The sequence below is a fragment of the Streptomyces sp. NPDC087420 genome (genome assembly GCF_044744165.1).
Classification (GTDB): Bacteria; Actinomycetota; Actinomycetes; order Streptomycetales; family Streptomycetaceae; genus Streptomyces.
Genome location: NZ_JBIUXU010000005.1, coordinates 212,482 through 230,219, shown reverse-complemented (window position 1 = coordinate 230,219; position 17,738 = coordinate 212,482). Strand labels below are relative to the sequence as shown.

At 71.9% G+C, this 17,738-nt stretch carries 12 protein-coding genes and 1 CRISPR repeat array; of the genes, 8 read left to right on the top strand and 4 right to left on the bottom strand.

Features of this window, described 5'->3' with window-relative positions; genetic code table 11:
- Positions 1-82: 82 nt before the first annotated feature.
- Positions 83-883: a GNAT family N-acetyltransferase gene (locus ACIO1C_RS11950; RefSeq protein WP_401861500.1), complete on the top strand. Its 801-nt coding sequence runs from the start codon at positions 83-85 to the stop codon at positions 881-883.
- Between the two features lie 40 nt (positions 884-923).
- On the opposite strand, the gene ACIO1C_RS11945 is transcribed toward ACIO1C_RS11950, so the two are convergent.
- On the bottom strand, positions 924-3,134 hold the full coding sequence (locus ACIO1C_RS11945) for an MMPL family transporter (protein ID WP_401861497.1): 2,211 nt from the start codon (positions 3,132-3,134) through the stop codon (positions 924-926).
- Positions 3,135-3,318: 184 nt separating this feature from the next.
- Here ACIO1C_RS11945 and ACIO1C_RS11940 point away from each other — a divergent pair, with 184 nt between their 5' ends.
- The gene (locus ACIO1C_RS11940; RefSeq protein WP_401861494.1) at positions 3,319-5,112 is read left to right on the top strand and encodes a hypothetical protein; all 1,794 of its coding nucleotides are present in this window, start codon (positions 3,319-3,321) and stop codon (positions 5,110-5,112) included.
- Here the strand turns inward: ACIO1C_RS11940 and ACIO1C_RS11935 are convergent.
- Complete coding sequence (locus tag ACIO1C_RS11935) at positions 5,005-7,143, bottom strand: tetratricopeptide repeat protein (RefSeq protein ID WP_401861492.1); 2,139 nt, start codon at positions 7,141-7,143, stop codon at positions 5,005-5,007. The two genes, ACIO1C_RS11940 and ACIO1C_RS11935, sit on opposite strands and share 108 nt — an antisense overlap.
- 661 nt (positions 7,144-7,804) lie before the next feature.
- Positions 7,805-9,846: a CRISPR direct-repeat array (repeat unit 29 nt; unit sequence GTTCTTCCCGCGCGAGCGGGGGTGTTCCG).
- Positions 9,847-10,166: 320 nt separating this feature from the next.
- Between ACIO1C_RS11935 and dhaK the strand changes: the two genes are divergently transcribed.
- The 5 genes from dhaK to ACIO1C_RS11910 all read left to right on the top strand — a co-directional run bounded on the left by dhaK (position 10,167) and on the right by ACIO1C_RS11910 (position 14,696).
- Complete coding sequence (gene dhaK / locus ACIO1C_RS11930; protein WP_401861489.1) at positions 10,167-11,159, top strand: dihydroxyacetone kinase subunit DhaK; 993 nt, start codon at positions 10,167-10,169, stop codon at positions 11,157-11,159.
- A gap of 105 nt (positions 11,160-11,264) precedes the next feature.
- Positions 11,265-11,894 carry a dihydroxyacetone kinase subunit DhaL gene (gene dhaL / locus ACIO1C_RS11925; protein ID WP_401861486.1) on the top strand — a complete coding sequence of 210 codons (630 nt, stop codon included), beginning with the start codon at positions 11,265-11,267 and terminating at the stop codon, positions 11,892-11,894.
- The gene (locus ACIO1C_RS11920; RefSeq protein WP_401861484.1) at positions 11,891-12,301 is read left to right on the top strand and encodes a PTS-dependent dihydroxyacetone kinase phosphotransferase subunit DhaM; all 411 of its coding nucleotides are present in this window, start codon (positions 11,891-11,893) and stop codon (positions 12,299-12,301) included. The genes dhaL and ACIO1C_RS11920 overlap by 4 nt, the downstream gene beginning before the upstream one ends.
- A 125-nt stretch (positions 12,302-12,426) precedes the next feature.
- Positions 12,427-13,983: an SDR family oxidoreductase gene (locus ACIO1C_RS11915; protein ID WP_401861481.1), complete on the top strand. Its 1,557-nt coding sequence runs from the start codon at positions 12,427-12,429 to the stop codon at positions 13,981-13,983.
- A 137-nt stretch (positions 13,984-14,120) separates the two neighbouring features.
- Positions 14,121-14,696: a TerD family protein gene (locus ACIO1C_RS11910; RefSeq protein ID WP_327238120.1), complete on the top strand. Its 576-nt coding sequence runs from the start codon at positions 14,121-14,123 to the stop codon at positions 14,694-14,696.
- Between the two features lie 94 nt (positions 14,697-14,790).
- Here the strand turns inward: ACIO1C_RS11910 and ACIO1C_RS11905 are convergent, their stop codons facing one another.
- Positions 14,791-16,029 (bottom strand): cation:proton antiporter, encoded by a 1,239-nt coding sequence (locus ACIO1C_RS11905; RefSeq protein ID WP_401861479.1) that lies wholly within the window; start codon positions 16,027-16,029, stop codon positions 14,791-14,793.
- A 6-nt stretch (positions 16,030-16,035) separates the two neighbouring features.
- Positions 16,036-16,521 (bottom strand): TrkA C-terminal domain-containing protein, encoded by a 486-nt coding sequence (locus ACIO1C_RS11900; RefSeq protein ID WP_327238118.1) that lies wholly within the window; start codon positions 16,519-16,521, stop codon positions 16,036-16,038.
- A gap of 290 nt (positions 16,522-16,811) precedes the next feature.
- Between ACIO1C_RS11900 and ACIO1C_RS11895 the strand changes: the two genes are divergently transcribed.
- The gene (locus tag ACIO1C_RS11895; RefSeq protein ID WP_401861476.1) at positions 16,812-17,672 is read left to right on the top strand and encodes an ABC transporter substrate-binding protein; all 861 of its coding nucleotides are present in this window, start codon (positions 16,812-16,814) and stop codon (positions 17,670-17,672) included.
- Positions 17,673-17,738: the final 66 nt, after the last annotated feature.

Sequence of the window (17,738 nt, the reverse complement as noted above, 5' to 3'; positions counted from 1 at the left end):
GGTGGGAGCGCCCCCACCAGACTCACCAGGCCCACAAGGCCGACCAGGAGTTCAGCACCCTCGCGAGGAGATCAGCACCGTCATGTCCACCAGCGTCCACCCGTCCCAGAGCCAGCCGCTTCCCGGTCACCCGAACCACGAAGCGCCCGGGAGCGCCCCGGCGCCGCACCTCCTCGACAATCCCGCCTGGGCCTCGCTCACCGGCCCGCACGCCCACTTCGCCGAGCGGGTGGGCCTCGCCGCCCGTTATCCCACGGACGTCTCGCCGTTCACCGCCCTGTCCGACTCGACCGATCCTCGCGCCTGGGACGACCTCCTCGCCCTCGTCGGGCCGGACGCCCTCGCCCCGGTCAGCGGCGCGACACACCTTCCCGACGAGTGGGAGACCGTTCAGCGGGGGCAGGGCGTACAGCTGGTCGACACCTCCCTGCGGGCCGAACCCGACGCCGAAGCGGTCCGCCTCACCCCGGCCGACGTACCGGAGATCCTCGACCTGATCGCCCGTACCGAACCGGGTCCCTTCCTGCCCCGTACCGTCGAACTCGGCACCTACCTCGGCATCCGGCGCGAGGGCCGGCTCATCGCCATGGCGGGCGAGCGGCTCCACCCGCCCGGGTGGCGGGAGATCAGCGCGGTCTGCACCGACCCCGCCCACCGGGGCCAGGGCCTCGCCACCCGGCTGGTCCGCGCGGTCGCGGCGGGCATCCGCGAGCGCGGCGAGACACCGTTCATGCACGCGTCCGCCGCCAACACCAACGCCATCCGGCTCTACGAGTCCATCGGCTTCACCCTGCGCCGCCGGTCCGCGTTCCTCCTGGTCCGCACCCCGGCGGGGGTGGCAGGTCCCGCCGCCTCGCCGGCACCCGTGCGGCCGGCGGAATGACCCGGGGCCGGGCTCCGGCCTTCCCACACTCGTGAGGCCGTCACGCGTGACCGTTGTCCGACGTGCTCTCCACGGAGAGGTTGGGCACGATACGGCTGAGGCGGGCGGGGAGCGCCCAGTTGACGGGGCCGATCACGTGCATGAGGGCGGGGACCAGCAGGCCGCGGATGACCAAGGCGTCCACGAGGACCGCGAAGCCCAGCCCGAACCCGAATTCCTTGAGGACGAAGCTGTCGCCGATGAGGAAGGATCCGAAGACCAGGATCATGATGCCGGCGGCCGCCGCGATGATCCGCCCGCTCTTGGCCTGACCGAGGGTCACCGCCTCGTGGTTGTGGCGCACGGCACCCGGCTTGAGTTCCGCCGCGTCCCCGTGCGCGGTGCGGCGCTGGTGGTGCCACTCCTCCTGCATCCGGCTCACCAGATAGACCTCGTAGTCCATCGAGAGTCCGAACAGCACCGAGAACAGCAGGACGGGGATGAAGGCGTCGATGGGTCCGGTGGTCGGCAGGCCGAAGGCCGAACCGCCCCATCCCCAGGTGAACACCGCGGTCAGGGCGCCGAGCGCGGCCCCCACGGAGAGGAGGTTCATGATGGCGGCCACCAGCGGGATCAGCAGACTGCGGAAGACCATCACCAGGAGCAGGAACGCCAGGATGACGACCACGGCGATGAAGAGCGGCAGTTTGTCGCTCAGCACGCGCGAGAAGTCGATGTTGCTGGGGGTGGCGCCGCCGACATGCACAGCGGGGTGGCCGGGGCCTTCGGCCTTGGGCGCCAGGTGCCGGACGGTGGAGACCAGGGTGACGGTCGCCTTGTCGCCCGGAGCGGTCGTCGGATAGAGGATCGCCAGGGCGGCCTCGCCGTTCGGGGAGGTCACCGGAGGTGTCACCCGGGCCACTCCGGGGGTGTGGGCGGCGTCGGCCAGGAAGCGTTCGAACGCCTTCTTGTCGTCCGGCGACGAGACCGCGCTGACGAGCTGGAAGGGACCGTTGAACCCTGGCCCGAAGCCCCTCGCGAGAGCGTTGAACGCCTGGTGTGTGGTGGAGGAAGTCGGATCGGCGGCGGCGCCGGACGATCCGAGGCGGAGGCTGAAGAGCGGCAGGGCAACCACGATCACGACCGCCAGGGAGGTCGCGGCCACGAGCCATCGGCGGACCTCGATGAACCTCGCCCACCGCAGCCAGAAACCAGTGGCGTCGGTGGAGAGGGGACCTTTCTCCTCAAGAGCGGCACGCTCCCGGCGGGAAAGGACCTTCTCTCCGAGGAACCCGAGCATCGCGGGCAGGAACGTCAGCGAAGTCGCCATGGTCAGCGCGACCGTGATCGCCGAGGCGGCGGACAGCCCGTAGAGGAAGTCGACCCCCAGCGCGAACTGACCCAGCAGCGCGATGCACACCGTGATGCCCGCGAACAGCACCGTACGCCCGGAGGTGTTCACGGCCTGCTCGGCCGCCGCCCGGTAGCCGAGCCCCGATTTCACCGCGCTGCGGTGCCGGCTGATGATGAACAGGCCGTAGTCGATGCCCACGCCGAGGCCGATGAGGATCGCGAGGTCGCTGGAGACGCTCGGGGTGTCCATCGCGTGGGACAGCAGGCTGATGATCGCGTGGCCGATGAACAGGGCGACGATCGCGGTGATCAGCGGCATCAGGGAGGAGAAGAGCGCTCCCCCGAAGACGATCAGCAGGATGACCAGCGCGGCGACCACGCCGACGGCGATGGACAGGCCGGGGCCCGATGCCTCCTCGTTGGAGATGGACTGGCCACCGAGCGAGATGTGGACGTCAGGACCGTCGGCGGTCTTCGCGGCGTCGATCAGATGCCTGGCGTCCGTCTTGGTGACGTCGGCGGCCACCTTCGACCAGGTCACCCGGGCGAACGCCACGGTGCCGTCCCGGCTGATCTGCCCCGCGCCCTGCTTGCCGTACGGGCTGATGACCGATGCCACGCCGGGGACACCGGCCACCTTGGCGAGCGCGGCGGTCACCGGGTCCTTGACCGAGGCGGACCGTACGGTGGTGCCGTTCCGCGCCTCGATGACCACCTGGTCGTTCTCACCCGACGCCGTCGGGAAGCTCTTCTTGAGGAGCGACACCGCCGCCTGGGAGTCCGTACCCGGCAGGCTGACACTCTCGTTGTACGAACTGCCGATCGACTGGCTGATCCCGAGGAGGACCACCAGGGCCAGCAGCCAGGCACCCACCACTCTGCGGCGGTTCTTGAAGCACCAATTGGCCAATTGATTCACGGGAGCAAGGTCTACTCGTCCGGAGGACCCCGGCTCGGGAGGTCACCCCAATGAGGGCGCGTCGTACGGCTGACGGGTAAGTTCCGCCGCCGCGGGATTCCCACCCCAGGTCAGCGGGGCTCCGTCGCGGCCAACGGATAGGTTGGAGACGCGGCTTGGGAGCGGGGCGAAGGGGGTGGGGCCGGTGGCGGAACGCTCGCGGGAGTGGGTACGGGTGCCGGTGGGGGACGAAGCGAGCCGATGGGCCACTCGGGGGCGCTGCCGGCGTGTGCTGCTGGTCGTGCACAACGTCACGGCCGCGACCCGCCTCCTCGACGTGCTCCCCCTCTTCCGGGACGATCTGCGTGTTCAGCTGCTCGCGACGTGCACGGGTTCGTCGCCCTTCCAGAGCGGCGTAACGGAACTGCTCGACTCGGTCGGCGTGCCGGTGCTGCCCTGGGAACAAGCCGTGAGTACGCCGGTGGACCTCGCCATCTCGGCGAGTCTCGGTGGTCAACTTGCCGAGATCCGTGGGCAGTTAGTCATCGTTTCACATGGAATTGGATACAATAAGACGCTCCGGCCGACGACCGGGAGTCCCTCGCTCGGCGATCCGCTGTTCGGGCTGGCTCCGGAATGGGTGTTGGCCGACGGCGTGCCGCTGGCGGACGCGATGGTGTTCTCGCATCCCGAGCAGATCGAGCGGTTGGGCGCCGCCTGTCCTGAGGCCGTTCCGGCGGCGGTGCTCGGTGGCGACCCGTGCTTCGACCGGATTCTGGCGGCCCGGCACCACCGGGAGCGGTACCGCAGGGCGCTGGGGGTGCGGCCGGGCCAGCGTCTGGTGCTGCTGAACTCCACCTGGAATCCCGACTCGTTGTTCGGGGACCGTGGATCCGACGACGTACTGCCCCTGCTGCTGCGAAAGTTGGCGTCGGACCTGCCCGTGGACGAGTACCGGACCGCGGCCGTGCTCCACCCGAACATCTGGGCCGCGCACGGCCCCGGGCAGGTGCGGCTGTGGCTGGACCGGGCCGCACGGGCGGGTCTGGCGCTGGTGGATCCGCTGGACGGCTGGCGGCAGGCCCTGATCGCGGCGGATCTGGTGATCGGTGACTTCGGCTCGGTCAGTTACTACGCCGCGGCCCAAGGCACCCCCGTCCTGCTCGGGTCAGCGTCCCTGGACGGCCTCGGGCCCACCTCGCCCGTCGCCGAGTTCGTCCGTACCGCTCCCCGGCTCGACCCGTACGCGCCGCTGCTTCCGCAGGTGGAACACCAACTGGCCACTCACCGGCCGCTCACAGCACCGGCCGAGATGACCACGTCGGCGCCGGGCCGGTCGGCGGCGCTGCTGAGGGAGCTGTTCTACGGCCTGATCGGCATCCCGCAACCCCCCGGGCCCGCGCTGCTCGACCCGCTGCCCCTGCCTCCCTACGCACCCGCCCCGCACACTGCGCCCCTACGCGTCATCACCCGGGTCCGCGACGACGGCGTGATCGAGGTCCGCCGCTTCTCCGAGCCCGTCGCCGAGCCCGGCGGCCCGGGTGACGGCCATCTGGCCGTGCACGAGGACACCCTCGATCCCGGCATGCTGGATCTCGCCGACGTCATCTGGCGCCACGGCGACCCGTACGACCCCCGCCTCGGCACACCGCAGCAGTGGGCGGCCGAGGTCCTCGACCGATACCCGGGCTGCTCACTGGCCGCGTACGTCATGGGTCCCGATGCCTGTACGGTCCGGCACCGCGACGGTCCGACGGGCGAACTCACCGCCCGTCCCGACGCCGATCCGGCCCTGTACGCGTCAGCGTTCCTCGCCCACCTGGCCACCGGCGCGTCCGACGCGACGGGCGGCATCATCGTCCGCACGGGGGCGGCCGAACACCGGATCCGATCACGCCTGACCGGCCAGGCACTCCCGGCGGATCAGGTCGAGGGAGTCCAGGTGACCGGTGGCCTTCTGGGCGCCGAGGATCGCGGCAGCCTCCTCGACCAGCCGTAGGGCGGCGGCGTAGTCGCCCGCGTCGCGCTCGGTCTCCGCCTGATCGGTCAGCACCCGGGCCTCGTTGTACGGCTCGGCGGTGGCCGGGGCGCGGAAGAACTCCAGCGCGGCAGCGAGCCGTTGCCTGGCCGGCGCGAACCGGCCGAGACCGCGCAGGGCCCGACCACGGTGGCGTTCCAGCAGGGCACGCGCCCGGGGCAGGTGCTTCGCGTCCCGGTCCGTGGCGGCGATGCCGTCCAGCAACCGGCCCGCGGCGTCGAACGACTCCAGGGCGGCGGCGAACCGCCATTGACGCAGCCGCAGCAGACCCAGCGACTCGATCACGGTGGCCTGGCCCCTGAGGTGGCCGGCCCGTTCCTCCGCTGCGGCCGCCGCCTCCAGTTCCCGTTCGGCCTCGCCGTACCAACTCGGTGTCTCCATCAGCGCGAAAGCCAGTTGGGTGTGCATCCGGCCCGCCATCTCCGTGCCGGGGAAACGCGCTTCGGCGGCGCGGGTCCCGGCGCGCAGCGCGGGCAGCACGGCCTCGTGGCGGCCGGCCTTGAGCTGTACGGCCCACAACGCCTCGGTTCCGCGGCAGGCGGTGCCGAAGTCCCCGAACTCCTCGGCCGCCAGCACGCTTTCCACCAGGTTGCCCAACTCGGCGGTCAACGCGGCGATCGCGGCGCCCTCGTCCTCGTACTCGCCCGGACCCAGTTCGTCGAAGAGCGGGTCGACGTGCGGGCGTTCGCGCAGCGCCGCGAAGTCGACCCGGACGGCGAGGCGTACGTAGTACTCCACGGTCCTGGCCACCGCGGCGGCGCATCGCGCGAGCCCGTCCTCCCGGGCGGCGGCTTCGAGCGCGTGCGCGCGAATGGCGGGGCGGAAGCGGTATCTGACGTCGGCGAGTTCCTCCAGCAGCTGCCGCTCGGCCAGCTCCGCCAGCATGCGGGCCGCCTCCTGCTCACTCACCCCCGCCGCGGCGGCGACCGGCGCGGCGGTCATGGCGGGCCAGGGCCGTAGCGAGGCCATGCGGTACAGGCGGGCCAGCTCGGGCGACAACTGCCGGTACAACTGCTCGGTGACCGACCGGAGCGGATCCCCGTCGGCAGCCGCGTCGGCGACAGGCACGGGAGGCGGAGCCGCGAGATACGGGGCCATGGCGCGGAGCGCGAACGGCGACCCGGCGCACCGTTCCAGCACCGCCGGAAGCGTGGCACGGGCGGCCGCCAACGTCTGCTTGCTCACCAGCTCGCCGAGCAGCAGCCGCGCGTCCCGGTCCGCCAACGGCCCCACCGGGACCGGCACCGCGTCCAGACCGGTCAGCGGACGTGCGGCCACCACGATCGTGAACACGCCGGGGGCTCCGGTGATCAGAGGTCGGACCTGGGCGGCGGACTGGGCATGGTCGAGGACCACGAGTAAGCGCCGAGAGCCCAGGAGCGTACGGAAGTATTCGGCCCGGTCCTCCGTGGCGGGTGGGATGTGCTCCGCCGCCACGTGCAGTTTCAGGAGGAAGTCCCGCAACAGGACCGACGCGGTCGGGGCCGTACCGGCCGACGCGCCACGCAGATCGGCGTACAACGTGCCGTCGGGGTAGAGCTTGGACTCCTGGGCGCCGAAGTAGGCGGGGATCTCACTGCTGCCGTAGCCCGGGGCACCGAACACGACCGCCACACGCGGCCGGCCGTCCGCCTTCCGCTCCGCCTCCTTGCGCAACCGCGCCAGCGCTTCCCTGCGGTCGGTGAAGAACCGGACCGGTGCCCGCAGCGACTGAGGGGCCGGCCCTTGCGCGGTACGGGGATCCGGCAGCCCGCTCATCAACGACCCCAGCAGCCGGGCCTGCCCCGGATCGCGCCGGGCCTCCGCCACCAGGACCCGGGCAACGGCCTCCCGATCCGCCGGCCCGCCCGGAGCCGTGACCTCCCGCCCCGCGACCCGGGCCACCATCCCGCCGACAGCCTCGTTCAGCCGCCGCCCGTACTCGTTCGCCATCCCCGCGCCGACCGCCCCGAGAAACGCCACTACCGCCGACACCGACAGCGGATCAATCACGCCACAACCCCCGACTCCTCCGACAACTCCGGACCACGGTAGCCCGCGACGACCCTCGACGACCCTCGACGCGGGAAGATGCCCGCCCAAAGCCACGGGCGCCGCGCCCAGTTGCCAAGGCGCAAGGTCCACCCAATCAACCCAACAACCCAACAACCCAACAACCCAACCCAACCCAACCCGGCTCGACGCGACGCAACGCGTTCGACCTGACCCGGTTCGTGATCACCAGCATCGGCAGATACGGCACCGACAACGAGCACCGAGCACCACCCGGCACTTACGGGAATCCGTCCGCACGGGAATCAAGAGCGGATCGCCCGTGATCGCCACCACCCCGCCAAGACCTCCGAAGCCGAGCTCGGCACTGAACGCCGCGAACATCCGCCCCCGGCCCAAGCGGCCTCACGACAGCGCTCCACAGGCCGCGTCTCCGCAACCACCACAGCAAACGAGCGGACACGCGGGTCCCGCCCCTCGCCAAAGACCCTGGGCAGCATCTGAACTGATCAGGGGCCCACAGAGCCCCAGGGGCCCGCCTGCCGAACACCAACTACCCAAGACGGGAGTGGTGCGCGCTGAGGTCTGACACGATGTCCTGATGCGAACAAACCTAAGCAAAGAAATGGCAAAGCCCTCCTGAAGCCACAGGTCAAGAAGGGTTCTTCCCGCGCGAGCGGGGGTGTTCCGATCTCTGCCAGGAGGAGCCCCAGCAGGTACTTGTTCTTCCCGCGCGAGCGGGGGTGTTCCGCCCTCCCCGCCGACGAGGAGTCCGCGTAATGAGTTCTTCCCGCGCGAGCGGGGGTGTTCCGGCCACCCACTCGGTGGTGACCTTCTCCAGGCCGTTCTTCCCGCGCGAGCGGGGGTGTTCCGTCGCCACGGTGACCGGCCAGCCGTACGCCACCGTTCTTCCCGCGCGAGCGGGGGTGTTCCGCAGCTGGGCGCCTCGGTGGCCGCGACGGAGAAGTTCTTCCCGCGCGAGCGGGGGTGTTCCGCGCGCTACCTCGATCCTCGGGAAGTTCGCGGAGTTCTTCCCGCGCGAGCGGGGGTGTTCCGCGGGAAGGCGCACCGCGCGGGGTCAGCCTGGAGCTCTTCCCGCGCGAGCGGGGGTGTTCCAGTGCCCGTCGGCGAGGGACTTGGCGAGGAGCCGTTCTTCCCGCGCGAGCGGGGGTGTTCCGAACGCGAGCATCCCGGGGTTTCGGCAGATGATGTTCTTCCCGCGCGAGCGGGGGTGTTCCGCCGGCCGGCGGGGGCTACTTCGGCAAGCGCGCGTTCTTCCCGCGCGAGCGGGGGTGTTCCGCTCCTCAACCAACACTCCTGACCACAGATCCCGTTCTTCCCGCGCGAGCGGGGGTGTTCCGTCGGCGGTGATGAGCGAGTACCCCGGCATGACGTTCTTCCCGCGCGAGCGGGGGTGTTCCGCTCGCGAGCATGGTCGACCTCACCGAGCGGGAGTTCTTCCCGCGCGAGCGGGGGTGTTCCGGCCACCGCCCCGGCCGCTTCCGGGGAGCCGGTGTTCTTCCCGCGCGAGCGGGGGTGTTCCGGCGAGGCTCTTCACGGTCGGGGTCGACGTGGGGTTCTTCCCGCGCGAGCGGGGGTGTTCCGCATTCGCACCCGCCGAACTTCGGCCGCCACGTGTTCTTCCCGCGCGAGCGGGGGTGTTCCGGGTGGGCTGCTCATCCTTGACTGGCCCGTCTCGTTCTTCCCGCGCGAGCGGGGGTGTTCCGGCCGCCGCCGACCTCGCCTGTGGCCACCGCCCGTTCTTCCCGCGCGAGCGGGGGTGTTCCGTCGAAGCCGGGCGCGTGGTCCAGGGCGAAGGCGTTCTTCCCGCGCGAGCGGGGGTGTTCCGTGATGCACTGTGTAGGACGACCGGTACAGGCCGTTCTTCCCGCGCGAGCGGGGGTGTTCCGCAGCCCGCGTTCACTCTGACCAACGCGATGGAGCTCTTCCCGCGCGAGCGGGGGTGTTCCGCCACCATCGCAGACGACGCGTTCCTGACCCCGGTTCTTCCCGCGCGAGCGGGGGTGTTCCGACGTCCGGCTTCCGCGACAACCCTCGCCGTCTGTTCTTCCCGCGCGAGCGGGGGTGTTCCGTGGATCACCTTGAAGACGAATCTTATCGGGCGGTTCTTCCCGCGCGAGCGGGGGTGTTCCGCCGCACTGGAGCGCTTCCGCCGCATGGCCGCCGTTCTTCCCGCGCGAGCGGGGGTGTTCCGGAGTCCCCTTCGTTGAAGTACGCGGCGCGCACGTTCTTCCCGCGCGAGCGGGGGTGTTCCGCGTACCCGGGGTTTCCCCCCGTCAGACAGTGGGTTCTTCCCGCGCGAGCGGGGGGTGTTCCGGAGCACCACATGTTCCGCGAGACCGTGACCGCGTTCTTCCCGCGCGAGCGGGGGTGTTCCGACCGGTGGCCAATGAGCGGGGCAGCAGTTCTGGTTCTTCCCGCGCGAGCGGGGGTGTTCCGGACCCCGCCCAGTGGCCCTGCAACCCTACGACGTTCTTCCCGCGCGAGCGGGGGTGTTCCGGCGCTGACCCTGACCGGATTCCACTACGCCTCGTTCTTCCCGCGCGAGCGGGGGTGTTCCGATGGCCGACTCCACCGCCATCCCGCGCGTCGAGTTCTTCCCGCGCGAGCGGGGGTGTTCCAGTCCCAGACGACGACAGCCGTCCCGTTCGGGGTTCTTCCCGTGCGAGCGGGGGTGTTCCGTCCACATTGATGGCGCCCCGGGGGCACATGCGTACTCCCCCGCCCGAGAGCGGGGGCTGCCGGTTCCGAGGTCGCCCAGGCGAAGTCACGCGGTTCCGGGAGGCGACACCAAGGGGCGGGACGGTGGTTCGTTGGTTCCAGGTCGTGCCGTACGGGGGCGTTGGATCGATAATGGTTGAGCCGCGTCATCACCGGGTGCGGTGTCTGCGGTGGCAGCAGGAGTGCCTGGGACCGCCAAGATCGAAATACTGGGCTTGTGGGGTGTGACCTGCAAGTATTCCGGTCAGAGAAACAGCCGCTCACCTTGGTAGGAGGATCACATGAAGATGTTGATCAACGTGCCCGAGACCGTGGTCGCCGATGCTCTTCGCGGGATGGCGGCGGCGCATCCCGAGCTGACCGTGGATGTCGAGAATCGCGTCATCGTGCGGGGAGACGCGCCCGTCGCCGGGAAGGTGGGGCTGGTGTCCGGCGGAGGGTCCGGGCATGAGCCCCTGCACGGGGGATTCGTCGGGCCGGGAATGCTGTCCGCCGCCTGTCCCGGTGAGGTCTTCACCTCCCCCGTGCCCGACCAGATGGTCCGGGCGGCCGCGGCCGTCGACAGCGGGGCCGGGGTGCTGTTCATCGTGAAGAACTACACCGGTGACGTGCTGAACTTCGACATGGCCGCCGAGCTGGCCGAAGAAGAGGGCATCAGGATCGCGAAAGTCCTGGTCAACGACGACGTGGCGGTGACCGACAGCCTCTTCACCGCGGGGCGGCGCGGTACGGGCGCCACGCTGTTCGTCGAGAAGCTGGCCGGCGCCGCCGCCGAGGAGGGGGCGCCCCTGGACCGGGTCGAGGCGATCGCCCGGCAGGTGAACGAGAGCGCGCGTACCTTCGGCGTCGCCCTGAGCGCGGTCACCACGCCCGCCAAGGGCACCCCCACCTTCGACCTGCCCGACGGCGAGCTGGAGCTCGGCATCGGCATCCACGGAGAGCCTGGGCGCGAGCGGCGCGCGATGATGACGTCCCGCGAGATCGCCGACTTCGCCGTGGACGCGGTCCTGGAGGACCTGCGGCCCAAGGGGCCCGTACTGGCCCTGGTGAACGGCATGGGCGCAACCCCGCTGCTGGAGCTGTACGGCTTCAACGCGGAGGTCCAGCGGGTGCTCGCCGAGCGGAACGTCACCGTGGCCCGCACCCTCGTCGGGAACTACGTGACCTCGCTGGACATGGCCGGCTGCTCCGTGACCCTCTGCCAGGTCGACGGCGAGCTGCTGCGCCTGTACGACGCGCCGGTCGAGACCGCCGGCCTCCGCTGGGGCCGGTGAGGGAGGAGTGAGAGGTGGCCCGGGCCGTCCGCCGGGGACTTTCCGGCAGGCCGATAGGTTCGGGGCAAGGCGTTCACGGACGCGACGCGCGCGCGAGGAGTTCACATGTCCGATCAGGAATCCGGCCGCACCCTCGACGGCGACTTCTTCCGCCGCTGGCTGACGACCGCGGGCGCGGCGGTGGAGCGCGAGGCCGACCGGCTCACCGAGCTGGACTCGGCCATCGGTGACGCCGACCACGGCGCGAACCTCCAGCGCGGTTTCCGGGCCGTCACGGCCACCCTGGAGAAGGAGGGGCCGCTGGCGCCCGGCGCCGTGCTGACTCTGGCGGGACGGCAGCTGATCTCCACGGTGGGCGGCGCCTCGGGGCCGCTGTACGGCACGCTGCTGCGCCGTACGGGCAAGGCGCTGGGCGACGCGGCCGAGGTCACGCCCGCGCAGTTCACCGAGGCGCTGGCCGCCGGGGTGGCGGCGGTGGCGCAGCTGGGCGGGGCGAAGGCCGGGGACAAGACGATGCTGGACGCGCTGGAGCCCGCGGTGGAGGCACTCGGTACGTCGTTCGCCGCGGGCGCGGAGGCGGCGGAGGCCGGAGCGCTGGCGACCGTGCCGCTCCAGGCGCGCAAGGGCCGGGCGAGTTACCTGGGCGAACGGAGCGTCGGCCACCAGGACCCGGGGGCCACGTCCTCCGCCCTGCTCCTCGCGGCCCTCGCCGAGACGCTGGAGGCGACGGCATGAGCATCGAGAAGCCGGTGGGGATCGTGCTGGTGTCGCACAGCGCGAGCGTCGCCGATTCCGTCGCGGAACTGGCCCGGGGCCTGGCGGGCGGCGGCCCCCTCGCCCCGGTCGCCGGTGCGGGCGGCACTCCGGGCGGCGAGCTGGGCACCAGCTCGGAGCTCATATCCGCGGCGGCGGCGCGGGTGGACCGGGGCTCCGGCGTCGCGATCCTGGCGGACCTCGGCAGCTCCGTACTGACCGTGAAGGCGCTGCTCGCCGAGGGTGACGAGCTGCCCGAAGGGACACGGCTCCTGGACGCGCCGTTCGTGGAGGGCGCGGTGGCCGCCGTGGTCACCTCGTCCGCGGGCGGGGACCTGGACGCGGTGGAGGCGGCCGCCGCCGAGGCGTACTCGTACCGGAAGGTGTGACGGCGCGGAAGGGGGAGGGGGCCGGTGACGGCGCGGAAGGATGCGCGGAAGGATGAGGGGGCCGGCCACCGCCGGTCGGCGCACGCCGCGTTGCTGATCGCCGCTTCGGGGCACACGCTCACCCTATGAGGGACGTATCTGATCAGGACGAGAACCAGGGACCGGCGGCGCCAGGCCTGCGCTGCCTCGTGACCGGCGCCACCGGCTACATCGGCGGCCGGCTGGTCCCCGAGCTGCTCGGCGCCGGACACACGGTGCGCTGCCTGGCCCGGACCCCGGACAAGCTGCGCGACCACCCCTGGGCGGGGCGGGCGGAGATCGTACGGGGCGATGTCACCGACCCCGAGTCCCTCGGGGCGGCCCTCCGGGGCATCGACGTCGCGTACTACCTCGTGCACGCGCTCGGCACCGGCCGGGACTTCGCCGCCACCGACCGCCGCGCCGCCCGCACGTTCGCCGACCGGGCGAAGGCCGCGGGCGTGCGGCGGATCGTCTATCTGGGCGGGCTCACCCCCGCCGGCGTGCCCGAGGGCGAGCTGTCGCCGCACCTGCGCTCGCGCGCCGAGGTCGGCCGTATCCTGCTGGACTCCGGGGTGCCGACCGCCGTCCTGCGCGCCGCGGTCATCATCGGCTCGGGCTCGGCCTCGTTCGAGATGCTCCGCTACCTCACGGAGCGGCTGCCCGTGATGGTGACGCCGAGCTGGGTGCGGACGTCCCTCCAGCCCATCGCCGTACGGGACGTGCTGCGCTACCTCGTCGGGTGCGCGCGCCTGCCCGACGACGTCAGCCGGGCGTTCGACATCGGCGGCGCCGACGTCCTCACGTACCGGGACATGATGCAGCGCTACGCGGCCGTCGCCGGACTCCCCCGGCGCCTCATCGTGCCCGTACCGGTGCTGACCCCGCGCCTGTCGAGCCACTGGGTCGGCCTGGTGACCCCGGTCCCGGCGTCCATCGCCCGGCCCCTGGCCGAGTCGCTGCGGCACGAAGTCGTGTGCCACGAGAGGGACATCGCGCGGTACGTCCCCGATCCGCCCGGCGGACCACTCACCTTCGACCGGTCCGCCGAGCTGGCGCTGCGCCGCATCCAGGAGGCGCAGGTGTCCACCCGCTGGACGTCCGCCTCGGTGGCCGGCGCCCCGAGCGACCCGCTGCCCACCGACCCGGACTGGGCCGGCGGCAGCCTCTACACGGACGAGCGCGAGCTGACCGTGGACGCGCCCCGGGAGTCGCTGTGGCGGGTCATCGAGGGCATCGGCGGGGAGAACGGGTGGTACTCGTTCCCCCTGGCCTGGGCGGTACGGGGCCGCCTCGACCGGCTCGTCGGCGGGGTGGGGCTGCGCCGGGGCCGGCGGGACGCGCAGCACCTGCGGGTGGGTGACTCGCTGGACTTCTGGCGCGTGGAGGAGATCGAGCCGGGGCGGCTGCTGCGGCTGCGGGCCGAGATGCGGCTGCCGGGGCTGGCCTGGCTCGAACTGCGCGCGGACCGCGACGAGAAGGGCGTGACGGTGTACCGGCAGCGGGCGCTGTTCCATCCGCAGGGGCTGCTGGGGCACGCGTACTGGTGGAGCATCTCGCCCTTCCACGCCACGGTGTTCGGCGGGATGGCGCGCAACATCACGCGGACGGCGGGTGGTTCGGCCACGGGCCGGCGGGAGCCGACCCGGGTCGGCCGCGGTTGATACGTGAGCCGTGGTGACACGTGACGCGGGCCGACCGGATCGGGCCGGCCCGCCATGAGGCTCCCCAATGTTTCTACACTGTTGTAGATTTTCGCTACGGCACCAACACGGCTCAGGAACAGCTCAGGAGGAGCAGCGTGGGAGTTTCCCTGTCCAAAGGCGGCAATGTCTCGCTCAGCAAGGAGGCGCCGGGGCTGACAGCCGTCCTGGTCGGCCTCGGCTGGGACGTACGGACGACCACCGGCACCGACTACGACCTGGACGCCAGCGCCATTCTGGTCGGCGACTCGGGCAAGGTCGGCTCGGACCAGCAGTTCGTCTTCTACAACAACCTCACCAGCCCCGACGGGTCCGTGGAGCACACCGGGGACAACCTCACCGGTGAGGGCGAGGGCGACGACGAGGCCATCAAGGTGAATCTGGCGGCCGTGCCCGCCGACGTCACCAAGATCGTCTTCCCGGTGTCGATCCATGACGCCGAGAACCGCGGGCAGAGCTTCGGCCAGGTCCGCAACGCGTTCATCCGGGTGGTCAACCAGGCGGGCGGCGCGGAGCTGGCCCGCTACGACCTCAGCGAGGACGCGGCCACCGAAACCGCCATGATCTTCGGTGAGTTGTACCGCAACGGCGCGGAGTGGAAGTTCCGCGCGGTCGGCCAGGGGTACGCCAGCGGCCTCGCCGGGATCGCGTCGGACTTCGGCGTCGGGGTCTGAGGACGGGTGTGACGGACGCGGTGGGGTACGGGGGGCCAGGGCCTGTCCGGCGGATCTTCGCGGGCCCTGACAGGCCCTAGGGTCTGTCAGGCCCCTAGGCCGCGCCCCGTACCCCGCCGCTCTCCTCCGGTGCCTCGGGTGCCGTGACGGCCCCCGGCACCCGCGCCGCGTCCTTCGGCTTGCGCCCCCGGGTCACCCGGCGTACCAGCGGTTCCGTCCAACGGGCCGCCAGCGGGCCGAGGATCACCAGGATGAGGACGTAGGCCGTCGCCAGCGGACCGATGCGGGGCTCCGCGCCGACCGCGAGCCCGGCGATGACGATGGAGAACTCGCCGCGCGCCACCAGCGTGCCGCCGGTGCGCCAGCGGCCCGCCGTCCGCACCCCGGCGCGGCGTGCCGCGTACCAGCCGGTGCCGATCTTCGTCGCGGTGGTGACCAGCGCCAGGACGAGGGCCGTGAGCAGTACGGGCGGGATGGCGGCCGGGTCGGTGTTCAGGCCGAAGAAGACGAAGAAGACCGCGGCGAACAGGTCGCGCAGCGGCGCCAGCAGGTGGTGCGCGCCCTTCGCGACCTCTCCGGACAGGGCGATCCCGACGAGGAACGCCCCCACGGCGGCGGAGACTTGAAGCTCCTGGGCGATCCCGGCGACCAGGACGGTCAGGCCGAGGACCACGAGGAGCAGCATCTCCGGGTTGTCGGAGGAGACGGCCCGGCTGATCAATCGGCCGTGGCGCAGGGCCAGATAGAGGACCGCGCCGACCGTGCCGAGCGAGATCAGCAGGGTGACGGAGCCACTCGCCAGGCTCAGTCCGGCCAACAGGGCCGTCAGCAGGGGGAGATAGACGGCCATCGCGAGGTCCTCGATGACCAGCACGCCGAGGATGACGGGTGTCTCACGGTTGCCGAGCCTGCCGAGGTCACCGAGGACCTTGGCGATGACGCCCGAGGACGAGATCCAGGTGACGCCGGCCAGCGCGACGGCGGCGACCGGGCCCCAGCCGAGGAGCAGCGCGGCGACGGCGCCGGGCACGGCGTTCAGGACCAGGTCGACGATCCCCGAGGGGTACTGGGTCTTGAGGTTGGTGACCAGTTCCGAGGCGCTGTACTCCAGGCCCAGCAGGAGCAGCAGCAGGATGACGCCGATCTCCGCGCCCGTGGCGACGAACTCCTCGCTCGCGTCGAGCGGGATCAGGCCGCCGTGGCCGAAGGCGAGCCCGGCGAGCAGGTAGAGCGGGATGGGTGAGAACCCGATCCGTCCGGCGAGCCGGCCGAGGATGCCCAACCCCAGGATGATGGAGCCGAGTTCGATGAGCAGCGGGGTGGTGTCGTGCACGGCTGGCTATCCTCCGGTGATCAGTTCGGCCACGGCGTCGACGCCTTCGCGCGTCCCGACGACGACGAGCGTGTCGCCGAGGGCGAAGCGGAAGTCGGGGGCGGGTGAGGGGAAGGCGTCGGTACGGCGCAGGACGGCGACGATCGAGGCGCCGGTGCGGGTGCGGGCCTGGGTGGCGCCGAGGGTGCGGCCCGCGTACGGGGACCTCTTGCCGACCGGGATGTGCTCCGTGACCAGGTCGATCTCCAGGTGCTGGTGGAGATGGGCGACGGGGTCGGGCGTCAGGAGCGCGGAGAGCGCGGTCGCCTCGGACGGCGCGAGAGCGGCCGCGTCCTTGCAGGCGTCGTCGTCCTCCGGGTCGTGGAAGGAGATGATGCGCCGGCCGTCCTGGTGCACGACGACCGAGAGGTGCGCGCCCGCCTCGGTGTTGAGGTCGTAGCGGGTACCGACGCCGGGCAGGGCGGTTTTGCGGACATGAGCGGCGGGTTTCATCGGAACGCTCCCTGGGGACGGGTCGGCGGGCGTACGGGCGGCGGCTGCTCCCGCCGCCACCCGAACACACATTCTCCCTCATGGGGCGCGGGGGCCGCCGGACGCCGCGGCCGCCCCGGCCTGCCGGGCACGTGCCCGGGGCCGCGACGGGGGCGGAGCCGTGACGCGGGCGGGCACGGCGGGAGTCCGCGGGCTCCCGGATGGGCAGAGAGTGGGTGGCGACCGCACACACATCCGTACGGACGTCCTGTACCGAACATCGCACCGACACGAGCGGAACGAGGCGAGGCATGGACTCGAGCAACAGCTGGGAGTTCACGGACGACCGTGGCCATCTGACCGTGACGCCCGGTCACCCTGCGCGGGTGGCCGCGTACATACAGGCCGGCGCGACGCTGTGGGACCACGGGCTGCGTCCGCTGGGCATCTTCGGCTCCCATCACGACGGCGGGGCGCCCGACCCCGCGAAGGCGGGCGACCTGCCGCTCGCCGGGCTGCTCTCCTTCGGCGCGGGCAGCGCCGTCGATCTGGACGCGCTGGTCGCGGCGGAGCCCGATCTGGTGGTCGCCGTCAGCTACGGGGGCGGTCAGGTGTACGGCATCGACCCCGAGGCGGCCAAACACCTGGAGGAGCAGATCCCGGTGGTGGTCCTGGACGTGGGCAAGGACCGCTCCCTCGGCGGGATCAGGGACCGGTTCACGGAACTGGCCCGCGCGCTGCGCGCCCCGCACGGCCCCGCCGAGGCGGAGTTGGCGCGCGCGGAGGCCGCCGTACGTACGCTGACGGGCCGGGCCGACGGCCCCCGGGTGCTGGCCCTGTCCGCGGCGGGACCCGAGACGGCCTACCTGGCGCGGCCGTCGACCTGGCCCGATCTGCGCGACCTCACCGAGCTGGGCGTGTCGCTGATCGATCCGGCGGAGGGCGCGGGCACCAACTGGCGCACGGTCGAGTGGGCGGAGGCGGCCGCTCTGGAGCCGGATGTCGTCCTGGTCGACATACGGGTGAACGCGGCGCCGCGCGAAAGTCTGCGGTCCCATCCGGCCTGGCGTGCCCTGGAGGAGCGGGCGCGGATCGTGGCGTGGAACCCGGAAGCGCCGTGCAGCCACCGCGCGCACGCGCGGTTCCTCGACGCGGTCGCGGCCGCCCTGTAGCCACGGGGGCGCACCGGGGGCACCGGCCCGGCGTCGGCGGGCTGTCGGAGGCGTGTCGGCGCGGGC

Bases quoted from the DNA above. Each gene is read 5' to 3' on its own strand.
- ACIO1C_RS11920 (WP_401861484.1), top strand. From the start codon at position 11,891: ATGAGCATCGAGAAGCCGGTGGGGATCGTGCTGGTGTCGCACAGCGCG.
- ACIO1C_RS11915 (WP_401861481.1), top strand. From the start codon at position 12,427: ATGAGGGACGTATCTGATCAGGACGAGAACCAGGGACCGGCGGCGCCA.
- ACIO1C_RS11900 (WP_327238118.1), bottom strand. From the start codon at position 16,521: ATGAAACCCGCCGCTCATGTCCGCAAAACCGCCCTGCCCGGCGTCGGT.
- dhaL (WP_401861486.1), top strand. From the start codon at position 11,265: ATGTCCGATCAGGAATCCGGCCGCACCCTCGACGGCGACTTCTTCCGC.
- ACIO1C_RS11950 (WP_401861500.1), top strand. From the start codon at position 83: ATGTCCACCAGCGTCCACCCGTCCCAGAGCCAGCCGCTTCCCGGTCAC.
- dhaK (WP_401861489.1), top strand. From the start codon at position 10,167: ATGAAGATGTTGATCAACGTGCCCGAGACCGTGGTCGCCGATGCTCTT.
- ACIO1C_RS11895 (WP_401861476.1), top strand. From the start codon at position 16,812: ATGGACTCGAGCAACAGCTGGGAGTTCACGGACGACCGTGGCCATCTG.